The organism is Mycobacterium sp. IDUB_17 (assembly GCF_055419465.1).
This window is the reverse complement of record NZ_JBVAXS010000002.1, coordinates 254712-267989: the sequence shown is the minus strand read 5'-3', so window position 1 is coordinate 267989 and position 13278 is coordinate 254712. Positions and strand designations below refer to the sequence as shown.

Sequence of the window (13278 nt, the reverse complement as noted above, 5' to 3'; positions counted from 1 at the left end):
GCTGATCTCACCGCCCGACCATGGCGTTTTGTGAGATCGGCCAATCGCTACCATCGAAGCGCTACTCATCCGAGGGACCAGCCCACACGACCCACAGGACGATTGATTTGAACTCGCCAGAACTCGCCCACTGGAATGCCCAAGAAGCACTCGCGGAGGCGATGATCCCGATCATCGGCACCCTGCACCGGGCGAAGGGCGTGACGGTTCTGCTGCACAGCCGGTCGCTGGTGAACAAATCCGTCATCAGCATCCTGCGGACGCACCGCTTCGCACGACAGGTGGGCGGCGACGAACTGTCGGTCGAAGAGACTTTCCCCTTCCTGCAGGCGCTGGCCGACCTGGACCTGGGCCCGTCGAAGATCGACCTCGGTCTGCTGGTCATGGCCTATCGCGCCAGCGATGCCGGACTGTCCGTGCCCGAGTTCACCGCGCAGGTGCTCAGCGACGTGACCGGTGAAAACAAGATCGAACCGCAAGGGCCGCGGGACGTGGTGCTCTACGGGTTCGGCCGTATCGGCCGGCTCGTCGCACGCCTGCTCATCGAGAAAGCCGGATCCGGCAACGGCCTGAACCTGCGGGCCGTCGTGATCCGCAGCAACGGGGAGGGCGACCTGGCCAAGCGGGCGTCATTGCTGCGCCGCGACTCGGTCCACGGCCAGTTCAACGGCTCGATCAAGGTCGACACCGAGAACAACTGCCTCATCGCCAACGGCAATGTCATCAAGTTCATCCACAGCGATGACCCGTCGAACGTCGATTACACCGAGTACGGCATCGACAACGCGATCCTGATCGACAACACCGGCAAATGGCGTGACCGCGACGGCCTGTCCAAGCACCTGCGCCCCGGGATCGCGAAGGTCTTGCTGACCGCCCCCGGCAAGGGCGACGTGCCGAACATCGTGCACGGGGTCAACCACCGAACGCTCGATCTTGAGCAGCAGATCTTCTCGTGTGCTTCCTGCACCACCAACGCGATCGTTCCGCCGCTCAAGGCGATGGACGACGAGTACGGCATCGCGCGCTGCCACGTGGAGACGGTGCACTCGTTCACCAACGACCAGAATCTGCTGGACAACTACCACAACGCCGACCGTCGCGGCCGGTCCGCGCCGTTCAACCTGGTGCTCACCGAAACCGGTGCCGCCTCCGCGGTCGCGAAGGCGATGCCGGACCTGAAGGCCAAGATCAGCGGGAGCTCGATCCGCGTTCCCACGCCGGATGTCTCGGTGGCGATCCTGAACTTGCAACTGCACCGTGCGACCACCAAGGAAGAGGCCCTGGAGTACCTGCGCCAGGCGTCGCTGTCGGGTCCGTTGAGCCGCAACCTCGACTACACCGCGGCGACCGACGCCGTGTCCAGCGACTTCATCGGCTCACGCGCGGCGTGCATCATCGATGCGAACGCCACGATCGTCGACGACGACAACGTGATCCTCTATGTCTGGTACGACAACGAATTCGGCTACTCGTCTCAGGTCGTGCGCACGGTGCAGTACCTGTCCGGTATCGAATACCAGACGTATCCGCAGATGCGGGCGGGCGCGGAGCAGACGGCCGTGGGCACTCCGTAACAGGCGACGATATCTCGGGATCTCGGTGAAAGCGGTGGTCCGGCAGTGGCATCGGGTGGGCATCCACCCGATGCGTGAAAGGTCTCGATAGGAATCGGACTTACCGCCCGCGCGGTCATTTCATCAACGTGCCGAGAAAACTGGAGCGTCTTCTACAAATGGGGACGCGACCAGTTACAGATCAGGCTCGCCTGCCGATCAACGCCAAGAGCTCAAGAGCTTGAGAGGGGCGGCAGCGATATAGACCGCGATGAGAGCCGAGAATGCCAGCCCTAAGAACGCTGCCGTCATCGCTATGTACATGGCAGTTGCCAGCCGCTCTAAAACACCACTCATGAAGCAACCTCTACAGACGTACTGACACTCTGGCGGTGCGGTCCCGTGATCGGTCATCGCGCACAACGCAGACCTTAGGCCGCTCGCCGGTCGGGTCTGGGTGACGCAATGTAACGGATCCGGTGAACTCGTTGACACTCTGCCAACAGGTCGGATCTGCAATGCCCGCTTCGGTTCATCAGTCTCGGCGTAATCGTCATGTCAGCTCAGCGGCATCGGCATGTCGGAGGTGATGCGATCTCGCTTAGCGTCCAATGCCATGTTCAACGACGGCAGCCAGGGACTCTCGGCACAGGTTTCGACCGGCGGTTTCAATCGCCGACGCTTCCTCGGCGGCGGTGCGGCCGCAGCCGCGGCAGCCGTAGTGGGTCCGGCGCTGCTGGCTGCGTGCGGGTCGGACGCGGGCCCAGGGTCCACACCGGCCACCGTTCCCGCAGATGACGGCACCCCGGCTACCGGTGTTCTGCGGGTGTCCAATTGGCCGCTCTACATCGCCGACGGCTTCGTCGCGGGATTCCAGAAGGCCTCCGGCCTGACCGTCGATTACCGCGAGGACTACAACGACGACGAGGAATGGTTCTCCAAATTCCGCGAACCGCTGTCGCGGCGCCAGTCCATCGGCTGCGATCTGGTGATCCCTTCGGAGACCATCGCCGCGCGCCTGCACCGACTCGGATGGCTCAACGACATCCGGGAGTCGCGCTGGTCCAACAAGAAGAATCTCCAGCCCGGTCTGCTCAACGCGAGTATCGACCCCGGCCGTAAGTTCACCGCGCCGTACATGTCCGGCATGGTCGGGATCGCCTACAACCGGGCCGCGACCGGCCGGGACATCACCAAGATCGACGACTTGTGGGATCCCACATTCAAGGGCAAGGTCAGCATGTTGTCCGATGTCCAGGACGGATTGGGAATGGTCATGCTGTCCCAGGGCAACTCCCCCGAGAATCCCAGTAGTGAATCCGTTCAGAAGGCCGCCGATGTCGTTCGTGAACAGACAGAAAAGGGACAGATCCGGCGGTTCACCGGGAACGACTACGCCAGCGATCTTGCCGCTGGCAACATCGCTGTCGCACAAGCCTATTCGGGCGATATCGTGCAGTTGCAGAAGGACAACCCGGACTTGAAGTTCGTCATCCCGGATTCGGGCGGGACGCTGACCCTGCAGAGCATGGTGATCCCGTATACCGCGGAGAACCAGAAGGCGGCCGAGGCGTGGATCGACTACGTGTACGACAGGCCCAACTACGCGAAACTCGTTGTCTTCACCCGCTATATCCCGGTTCTCACGGACATGACCGACGACCTCAACAAGCTCGACCCCAGCGCCGCCGCCAACCCGCTGATCAACCCGCCGCAATCGACGCTCGACCGCGTGAAGCAGTGGCCCGCGCTCAGCGACGAGCAGACCAAGGAGTTCGCGAGCGCTTACGCGGCGATCACCGGGGGCTGAGATTCAGGGGATGAAGATCGCCTGGATCTGCAGGCCGTGCACCGCGTCCGCATGGGCGACGACCTCGTCGACGCTGCCCCGGTCATGCATGGCGCTGTAGGTCAGCCAGATCGGGACCGGTCCTGTGTCAGGTAATCGCTGTGCCAATGCGTCGACGAGGGCCAGCGTGGCGACCTTGGTCGAGAATCCCAACACCAGGCATGCGGTGGCATGGATCTGTTCGAAGGAGGGAAGACCGTTGACCAGACGGCCATCGTCCAGATCCGACATTTCGACTCTGATCGGCACCAGGTGAGGCCGACCGGTCGGCGGATCAGCGGGCAGTGGACGGCTGGGAATCAGGTCTTGGCGGTGTGAACGGACGGCATCGAACAGATCCATCCGCGAGCCGATGTTCTTCAGCAGCAGCGGCGTGACGCTCAACCGCGGGCGTTCCGCCGGCGAGGCGACCTGCCGTCGGTGGTCGTGGACGAGCGCCGCCGCCGCGGCAGCGGGCACGTCGCCGATATCGCTGTCCCGCAGGATCTCTGGCGTACAGCGCCTTCGGTATTCCATCGGAGACTGGTGGAACCAGTCCACAAATGTCCGGGTGAAGTACTTCACGTCGGAGAAGCCACAGGCCGCGGCGATCTCCAGCATGGTGTCGTCAGTGGTGAGCAGTAGCAACTCGGCTCGCGACACCCGCAGAAATCCGAGCAGATCACTGAAGCTGACCGCCGCGACGTCCTTGACCAGATGCGACACATAGGATTTCGAGTAGTGCAGTGCCGCGGCTGTCAGTTCCAGGACATCGCGCCGGTCCAGATGCTCACGTACGAAACCGAGAATGGTGAGGAACTTTTCACGCTGCCCCGCCCGGGGAGCAGCCTCACGGTTGTAGTAATTCTCCAATGAGTAACCGGTGCACAGCAGACGCACCAATTCTTCGCACACCGCGTCTGTCCGCCCCGCGCCGAGATCCGCGGATTCCATTCCGCCGCTGATGAGGTCGAGCAGCATGCCCCGCATCAACGCCTCTTGACGGCGGTAGCGCGGGAGGTCGAACGACTCGCAGGCGAAGATGATCTGTTGGACAAAGGGATCCACGGACTGGAACTGCTCGAGGTCGATGTGGACGAGTGCGGTGACATTGTCGGCGGATCCGCTGAGGAGATGCGGATCGCCTGCATTGATGACCGCAAAGTCGCCGGGTTCCAGTTCGAACGTCTCGCAGCTGACCTGGACGCGTAGCCCGCCCTGCAGCGCGTAGGCGATTTCGACCACACCGGGGTGCCGGTGCAGGCTGGTACGCCGGATCGAATGCACGCCGGTGCGCACCGCTGTGCCTGCAGCGAAGTTGACGACCGACTCGAACATCACCGTGCCGCCCACGCGGGGCGCCTCCATTGCCCCGGCCAGGTGCCGGGCTTCTCCGGTCAGGACGACCGGAGCGCCCAGCGTAACGCCCGGACAAACCGCTACCAAACGAACTGACCGTTCTCCACCGTCAGCTTGCCGTCACAGAAGGTCAGGTAGATGTTCGAGGCGTCGTAGATGACCATGGGGTCCTCAGTCGGGTCGCGCCGCAGCACCAGCAGATCCGCGAGCTTGCCCGGCTCGACGGTGCCGAGCACGTGCGACATTCCAACGGCCTCCGACCCGGTCTGCGTTGCCGCGGTGATGGCCTCGCTGGTCGTCAGCCCGTGTTGGACCAGGGCACGGAATTCGAGCGCGCTGTATTCGCCGTACTTGGTCAGAGGCTCGTAGACGGTGTCGGAACCCAGCGCGATCTTGACTCCGGCGGCCTTGGCGGTCTGGAAACTCTCGACCGCGCGCTTGCTGTACTCCTCGCCGAACTCCTCGTCGTGGTGGTGGTAATGGTCGCGGTAGAGAAACGCGTCGGGGCGAACCTTGGGCTCGGCGGCCTCGCCGACCGGGATGAAGTCGCGGTACCAGTTCACGATCAACTGCAGCGTGGGCACCAGAATCGTGCCCTGCCTGGCCATCTGGCGGGCGAGTTGTTCATCGATGTCCTCGCCGTGCTCGATGGTGTCGCAGCCGGCGTCGACCGCCATCTGGATCGCCTCGCGGTTCTCGGCGTGGCACAGCACGATCGTGCCCTTCTGGCGGTGTGCCTCCTCAACGGCTGCCCGCATCTCATCCAGGGAGTAGTGCACGTCGGCGTTGCGGTCGTGCGGCCAGTTGTCCCCACCGCTCGCCCAGATCTTGATCGCGTCGGCGCCTTCGCGGAGCAGGAAGCGCACGGCCTTGACTATCTCGTCGTGGCCGTCGGCGACCAGGCCCCACACACCGTTCTCCCGCACGTACTCGGGGGTGAACTGGAACAGGTCGGCGTGGCCGCCGGTGCGGGTCAGACCCGGCCCGCAGGCGATGACCTTGGGGCCCGGGATCTGCTGCTCGAAGAACAACCTCTTGAGGTACAGCCCGTTCCAGGAGATGTCGCGGACGGTGGTGAACCCGCGCTTGAGCAGCTGCTGCGCCTCGTAAACCGAGCGCACCGCCCGCATCAACTTCGGCTCGGCGATCACCCCGAGTTCTTGATCGTCGATCTGCGCGCGGCCGCCGGACAGGTGGACGTGGGCATCGATCAAGCCCGGCATGACGTAGTGGCCGTCGAGGTCCAGTTCGGTGATCTCGTCGCAGCGCCGATACTCCGTCATCGGGACGATCGAGTGGATACGTCTGTCCCGGACGACCACGGCCTGATCCGGAACGGGATCTCCGCCGCGTCCGTCGACGACGGTCACGGACAGCAGAGCAAAGTTGTTCTCGACATTCACGATGTAATGGCCTCCGGTAGTGATGTGCGGTTGTCTTCGGGGTCTTCACCGGTGGCGTCCTCCAGACGGAGCGTGACCGGAGGATTCCGAAACCCCTTGGTGGTGAAGGCGATATATACGACGCCGAGCGCTAACCAGCTCAACCCGAGCAATTTGGCCGAGGAGTCGACGTTGATCCAGAGCAGCAGGCTCACGACGACACCGATGCCCGGCAGGATCAGGAAGCGCAGCAGGTCCGCACCATGCCGCCGCCGATTGCGGACGAAGTAGTGATTGATCACCGAGTAGTTGACGAGGACGAATCCGGTAAGGGCACCGAAGCTCATCAAAGATGCTGCGCCAGTGAGGTTGTCTGCGTAGAACACGGCACTCAGCGCGATCAGCGAGGTCAGCACGATGTTGTTGACGGGCGTGCGGAAGCGTGGGTTGAGCGAACCGAAGAAACGCCGTGGCAGCGCGCCGTCACGGCCCATCCCGTAGAGGATGCGCGACGCGGCAGCCAACCCGGCCATGGCGCAGATGAGGCTGGCGAGGTTGTCGGTCACCAGGAAGACGGTGGACAACGCGTTTCCGCCGACCCTGGTCAGGAGTTCGAAGATCCCGGCGTCCGGGTTCGAGATCTCTGTATTGGCGCTCGGCCAGGCGATCTGGGTGAAGTACGAGATGATGGCGAACCCGATGCCCGCGGCGATCGGGACGATCATGATGGCTCTAGGCACCGTCTTGGCCGGCTCGACGGTCTCTTCCGCCATGGTGGACACGGCATCGAATCCGAGGAACGACACCGCGAGAATGGATGCCGCCAGCAGCACATTGCCCGAGTCGAAGGTCTGCGGGTTGAACAGCGCGGTGGACGAGAACAGCGTCCCGCTGCCGCCGCCGCGCGCCACATAGAAACCGATCAGGCCGATCAGCGCCACCGAGAACAGCACCTGGGCGGCGATGATCACGGTGTTGATCCGCCCGGTGGCTTTGACCCCGACGATGTTCGTCCACGCTCCGAGGGTGGCGGCTGCGACAACCCAGACCGCGACCGGCACGGCGGGCACGAACTCGTTCAGGTAGATGCCGACGAGCAGGTAGCAGATCATCGGCAGCAGCAGATAATCCACCAGCATCACCCAGCCGGTGAAGAACCCGAGCCACGGGTTGACTGCTTTCTGCACGTAGGTATACGCCGAGCCGGCCACCGGGAACGCCTTGACCATGTTGGCGTAGCTGTAGGCGGTGAAACACATGACGACAGTGGTGATTACGTATGCCAGCGCCATCATTCCGCCGGTCAGGCTGGTGATGATGCCGTAGTAGTTGAAGACCACCGTGGGCGCCAGATAGGCCAGTCCGAAGACCACCAGATACCGCAGAGTGAGCACTCGCTTGAGCGTTACGTCGTGCCCCTGCTGGTCTTCGATCGCCATGTCACCTCCGCGTCGGCGAACCTGTTTCCCCGAGTTCAGGCTGGAAATCTATGGGACTTCCATGCCGTCGGGACATGGCTACGACGCTGGATCGACATGACGATTGCGCTCGCTGTCCGTCGCGGGCGCGTCGCCTTCGGAACGCCGACGACGCCCTGGCGGTGGGCCCGCCAGGGCGTCGTCAAGCAGTTACCCAGTCCGGTTTACGGCTCCCGATTCTCAGCTGCTTCGGCACCGACCCGTTCACCGACCGGCACGGTGATCCGGTCCTTGCACTTCGCATACACGGCGGCCCCCAGGATGCCGAGGCTCACCAGTGAGATGACCATGCTCCAGTTGACGAACCACGGCTGCCCGGGCTGCGTGCGCGGCCACAGCACGTTGACGACCTCGAAGGCCAGCCATGCGGCCGCCGCGTAGGTCACCGGGGCACCCCAGCGTCCCAGGGTGAAGACGCCGGGAACCCAGCGCCCGGCGAGCCGGGTCAGGGCGGCGGCGAAGACGGGCACGGCGAAGGCGATGTAGGGACCCATCACGGAGAAGTTGACCAGGACGTTGTACAGATCCGAGCCGGCGAACAGCAGGAAGGTGCCGGCGACCACCGCCGTCAGACCGATCGCAAAGATCGGCATCCGCTCGGGGCCGGCGAGCTTCGACAGCACTGCGGCCCCCGGGAGGGCGCGGTCGCGTGCCATCCCGTAGACGGCACGGGAGACCGCCGACTGGACCGCCAGACAGGCGGACATGAAGCCGATGACGAACATCAGCAGCAGCGGCTTGGCGATCGAGGAACCGAGCTGCGCCGTCAGCGTCGCCGACACCGGGTCACCGCTCTGCTCGGTGAGTACCGCCGACATGTCCGGGATCGCGAGGATGACCGCGACTGCGGAGTACATCACGATGACGCCGACCAGCAGCAGCGCGAAGACAATCGCCTTCGGGACATTGCGCTCCGGATTCTCCACCTCCTCGGCGATCGAACCCGCGGACTCGAAGCCCAGGAACGCCCATCCCACGAAGGCGACCGCGACGAGCATCGTGCTCAGCATGCTGCCGTGATCTCCCGGGAGGCCCTCGAAGAGAACCGAGACCGGGTTGACGCGGTGGAAGAGCAACAGCACGGTGCCCAGCACGACAGAGCCGACGATCTCGCAGATGATGCTCGCGACGATCATGACCTTGAGGACCTGCCGGCCGATCATGTTGGCCGCCGTCGTGAAGCTGATGACGCCGATCGCCACCGCGCTGAGCACCCACCGGTCGGGCGAGCTGACACCGAACACCTCGAGAATGAACCCCGCTGCGGCGTAGGCCATTGTGGAGAGTGTCAGGGTCAGACCCCAGATGTAGGCCCACGCTGCCGTCCAGCCCCAGGTCGTACCTTTGGCGTGCCGTGCCCACTGGTAGACACTGCCCGCGTAGGGGAACCGTGACGCCAACTCACCGAACACCAGCGCGACGAGCAACTGGCCGCACAGCACGATCGGGAAGGCCCAGAAGAATCGGGGGCCGGCGGCGAACAGGCCGAGCGCGAAGATCGCGTACAGGGCCACGATCGGCGAGATGTCGGCGAACGCCAGTGACAGCGCAGCCCGGAAGCTGAAGCCACGGTTGAGGACATCGTGACCGTTCGTGCCGGTCGGGGTGCCCGCACTGTCGGCAATACGCTCCGGGCTGCCAAGTACCACTATTTCCTCCTTGAGGCTGAAGTGGCCCAATCTTGACGAGCGCCAAGACTCCCCAAAAGCCGCATTGAGGCACATCCTGAATCCGCAATTTTGTGCGAATGTCTAACATCGCGCCGAGATGGTGGCCAGACGCCTTGGTAGGGCTGCCGCAGCCGGAGGCCACATTCAGGCGACCTAGATAGTTTGCGAAACGAACGGTTTCGGCGCTCGATCAGCCGCACGGAGCAGATTAGCGAAGACTACCTATACAACCTTTGCTGACAACTGGAGTGCATCCCTGATCCGAGAGTCATGATGGGGCCGAATGATGCGCATCGAACCCTTTAGCAAGGGCGAACGATCCCTTTAGCAACACAATAGAGGCACCCCGTAGCCAGCGCATGAGTGGCCAGGCCACCCTCAAATAATCATTAACGGAGTCGGCACAGCGACAGTGCCCGACCGCGACTGGCGAACCAGCCGCCCGAAACCAACCGGCGGCCGACTCCGCACCCGCCCAGAACGGCGGCAACAAGCAGACCCGCAACTCGGCCGGGTGGCGATCCCCGGTCCCGCAACCGACCTCGAAGCCGGGCCGACCGGAGCAACACGCGGTCCGACACGACGACGACACTCCGGTACCTCCCCGAAACACACGGCGATACCCGACCGACAAAATCAGCTCTACCTGCAGATTCAGTTAAGCCTCCACGCTTCAACCGGATGTTCACACGCGGATTGCTGAATCGTCGACGTCGCACCCGACACGCTGACGGCAACGCCCGACAGAGAGGCGCCACGTGCAATTCATGCAAATTCTCACGCCTGCCGCCCTGGCACATATTTCGTCGCGCATCCGCACGAAGCCCCAGATTCAGCTATTCCGAGTTCCTGGCCGCGACACCGGCCCACGGAGCCAGTGCCAACCGCCGGCAAAGTTCCAACAATTGTTTGCCGAAAGATGGCGATACGCCACGATCGCACATCTGCCGCTACAGATGGTGGGCAAATACGCAGCAAAGGCGAAGAAAGCCGAGAAAACCAAATTCAAAGAATTGGTCGGCTACTTATCTGGCTCTCAGGTACGGTTTGCTCGTCCAAGATCCACACCACCCAAGGGGAAGCCATGGAAGTTGCTGCACGGTCATATCTCACCGCCGGAATCGCGGCGGTCGGAGCGACAGCATTGATTGCTAGTCCGATCGCCCCTACGCCGCCGGACATCACAGTCCGGGCAGACGACCTGTCGGCGGTGTTTTCCGATTACACGCCGACGGCGCTGAGCTCGGCGCTGCTGGGGCTGCCGAGCGCGGCCGCCATCCGTGACGCGATCGGAAACCTCACCCTTGGTGGGCTCGGGGCATTCAACATCGGCTTGGCCGGCGCGGCTGACGTCGCCGGCATCGGCGCGACGGCGTTCTCGGACATTGCGTCATCGATGGCGTTGACGGGACAGACGATGAACACCGCGTTGGTGGCGGGATTCCTCGCCGCCATCGGTTTCGAGATCCCAGCCGGTCAGAATGCCTCGGCAGCGGCGACCACACTGGTCAGCACGGCAGACATCCGCGACGCCATCGGGAACCTGACACTCGGCTTCCTGACGGCGGTCAACGCCGGCCTCGGTGGGCTGGCCGATGTGGCCGACATCGGCGCGGTGGCGTTCTCGGACATCGCCGCCTCCCTGGCGCTGACCGGACAGACCGTCGCGACTGCGCTGACCGCAGGGTTCCTTGCCGCCATCGGTTTCGAGATGCCGGCCGAGGGAGGTGCGGCCACCGCAGCGGCGGCGAGAACCATGGTCAGCACCAACGATCTCCGCGACGCCGTGGGCAACCTGACCATGGGCTTCCTGACGGCGGTCAACGCCACCCTGGGCGGGCTGGCCGATGTGGCCGACATTGGCGCCGTGGCGTTCTCGGACGCCGTGACGTCCCTGGCCGTCACCGGGCAGACGGCCGCGACCGCGCTGACGAATGGGTTCCTGGCCGCCATCGGCTTCCAGCTCCCGCACTCGGCGACAACGGCCGCAGCGGCAATGGTCAGCCCCGGCGGTATCCGTGATGCCGTCGGCAACCTGACGCTGGGTTTCCTCGGCGCCTTCAACGCGGGCCTTGGCGGGCTGGCCGACGTGGCCGACATTGGCGCCGTGGCATTCTCGGACATCGCCGCCTCCCTGGCCCTGACCGGACAGACCGCCGCCACCGCGCTGACTGCCGGGTTCCTGGCCGCCATCGGCTTCCAGGTCCCGACCGAAGAGCAGACCAGCCGACTGGCGGCCGCAGCGATGGTCAGCCCGAGCGGCATCCGCGACGCCGTCGGCAACCTGACGCTGGGCGGTCTGGCGGCGTTCAATGCCGGCCTGGCCGGGCTGGCCGACGTGGCCGACATTGGCGCCGTGGCATTCTCGGACATCGCCGCCTCCCTGGCCCTGACCGGACAGACCGCCGCCACCGCACTGACTGCCGGGTTCCTGAACGCGATCGGCTTCCAACCGCCGGTGTCGCAAGCCACTGCGACAGCCGCAGCCTTGGTCGGCCCGGGCAGCATCCGCGACGCGGTGGGCAACCTGACGCTGGGTGGTCTGGCGGCGTTCAATGCCAGCCTGGCCGGGCTCGCCGACGTCGCCGACATTGGCGCCGTGGCATTCTCGGACATCGCCGCCTCCCTGGCCCTGACCGGACAAACCGCCGCCACCGCGCTCACCGCCGGATTCCTGACTGCCATCGGCTTCCAGGTCCCCCAACCGAAAGCACCAGAATCGGTTGGGCCGGCATCACTTCCGCAGGCCAAGACGTTGGTGAATGTTTCGGTGCCGAAGGCTGAGGTCGCCAAGGACGATGTCGTCGATGTCAAGCAGGTAGCCACCGAAGTCGCGGTGGAGAGCACCGGAGCTGTCAAGGAGGTGACTGTCAAGGGTGTGGATGGCGCCGTCAAGGTCGTGAACGAAGGGGCCGTCAAGGTCACCGATGGGGGCACCGAGACCACAACGGTCACGGTGAAAGATGACACCGTCAAGGAAGTCAAGGAAACCGAGAACGGCAGCGGCGGCCAAACCCCCGGGTCAGGCACCGACAACAGCAGTGGCAGTGGCAGTGGCAGTGGCAGTGGCTCGACCGATAGCGGCACCGAGGCCGGGGGCGCTACGGGCGGCGACAACGACACGCCTGCACCCACGAAGCGGGCTGAGCGCAAGCAACTCCGCAACCAGCAGAGCCAGGACCGCAAGACGACCCGCCAGGAGCAGAAGGCCGACCGGGCGGACAACCAGCAATCCACCCGGGCCGAGCGCACCACCGAGCGCAAGACCCAGGCTGCCGAGCGCAAACAGCAACGGCAGGCCGACAAGCAGGAAAGGAAGACGCAACGCCAGCAGCACAACGGCTCCGGCAACGGCGGCTCCAATAGCGGTAGCTCCGAATAGGAGATAGACGTACCGGGTAACTCCCCCTAACGCACCCGGTACCGGCCCCGTTTCCAGTGGCGCCCCAACGCAGCCACAGGAAACGGGGCCATTCCGTGTTTCGGTCGAAATCTGTACGGCACGAACGAATGTAGTCCGACCGTGAACATCAACGGCGAGCCACACGGGCCTGCCCGCTAGGCCGCTTCGTGCCTGGTCTTGTCCGGCTTGCTGGTGTTAGTGCCGCCGCTCTTTTGGCTAGGACCGTCGGACTTGGTGGATGTGTCCTGTCCGACGCTGCTGCCAGGCTCGCTGGCGCCTCCCGAGCTAGTACCGGTTGCGCTGTGGTCCTTCTGACCGGTTTGGTCGCGCTTGACGGTCTTGGCAGGTTTGGCGGTGACGTCCGATTTGGTTGTGCCGTCGGTCTTGGTGCTGGTTGCAGGGCGGCCCTTCTCCCCAGTTCTGTCGTCCTTGACGGTGCTGCCGGGCTTGGCGCCGTCCGGCTTGGTTGCGCTGTCGGACTTGGCAATACGGGGCTTGGCGCTGTCGTCCTTCTTGGTGTCCTCGGCGCCGTCCGGCTTGGTTGCGCTGTCGGACTTGGCAATACGGGGCTTGGCGCTGTCGTCCTTCTTGGTGTCCTCGGC

8 protein-coding genes are annotated in these 13278 nt (G+C 64.3%); 3 read left to right on the top strand and 5 right to left on the bottom strand.

Annotation, left to right across the window (positions count from 1 at the left end; all coding sequences use genetic code 11):
- The first annotated feature begins 107 nt into the window (after nucleotides 1–107).
- Complete coding sequence (locus ACZYZ7_RS08405; protein WP_135451767.1) at nucleotides 108–1577, top strand: glyceraldehyde-3-phosphate dehydrogenase; 1470 nt, start codon at nucleotides 108–110, stop codon at nucleotides 1575–1577.
- Nucleotides 1578–2172: 595 nt separating this feature from the next.
- Nucleotides 2173–3366: a polyamine ABC transporter substrate-binding protein gene (locus tag ACZYZ7_RS08400; protein ID WP_450069558.1), complete on the top strand. Its 1194-nt coding sequence runs from the start codon at nucleotides 2173–2175 to the stop codon at nucleotides 3364–3366.
- A 3-nt stretch (nucleotides 3367–3369) separates the two neighbouring features.
- Here the strand turns inward: ACZYZ7_RS08400 and ACZYZ7_RS08395 are convergent, their stop codons facing one another.
- The 4 genes from ACZYZ7_RS08395 to ACZYZ7_RS08380 form a co-directional block, all read right to left on the bottom strand.
- Entirely contained in the window at nucleotides 3370–4737 is a 1368-nt protein-coding gene (locus ACZYZ7_RS08395; RefSeq protein WP_450069559.1) for an AraC family transcriptional regulator, read from the bottom strand.
- 86 nt (nucleotides 4738–4823) lie between these two features.
- A complete protein-coding gene (locus tag ACZYZ7_RS08390) occupies nucleotides 4824–6146 on the bottom strand; it encodes a metal-dependent hydrolase family protein (protein WP_450069560.1) in 1323 nt (440 codons plus the stop codon).
- Nucleotides 6143–7564 carry an APC family permease gene (locus ACZYZ7_RS08385; protein ID WP_450069561.1) on the bottom strand — a complete coding sequence of 474 codons (1422 nt, stop codon included), beginning with the start codon at nucleotides 7562–7564 and terminating at the stop codon, nucleotides 6143–6145. Before ACZYZ7_RS08385 ends, ACZYZ7_RS08390 begins: the two co-directional genes overlap by 4 nt.
- Nucleotides 7565–7767: 203 nt before the next feature.
- Nucleotides 7768–9252 (bottom strand): amino acid permease, encoded by a 1485-nt coding sequence (locus tag ACZYZ7_RS08380; RefSeq protein ID WP_450069562.1) that lies wholly within the window; start codon nucleotides 9250–9252, stop codon nucleotides 7768–7770.
- A 1105-nt stretch (nucleotides 9253–10357) separates the two neighbouring features.
- Here ACZYZ7_RS08380 and ACZYZ7_RS08375 point away from each other — a divergent pair.
- Complete coding sequence (locus tag ACZYZ7_RS08375) at nucleotides 10358–12655, top strand: hypothetical protein (protein WP_463740641.1); 2298 nt, start codon at nucleotides 10358–10360, stop codon at nucleotides 12653–12655.
- Nucleotides 12656–12831: 176 nt separating this feature from the next.
- On the opposite strand, the gene ACZYZ7_RS08370 is transcribed toward ACZYZ7_RS08375, so the two are convergent.
- The coding region (locus ACZYZ7_RS08370) for a hypothetical protein (protein WP_463740640.1) at nucleotides 12832–13278 on the bottom strand (447 nt) is incomplete at its 5' end.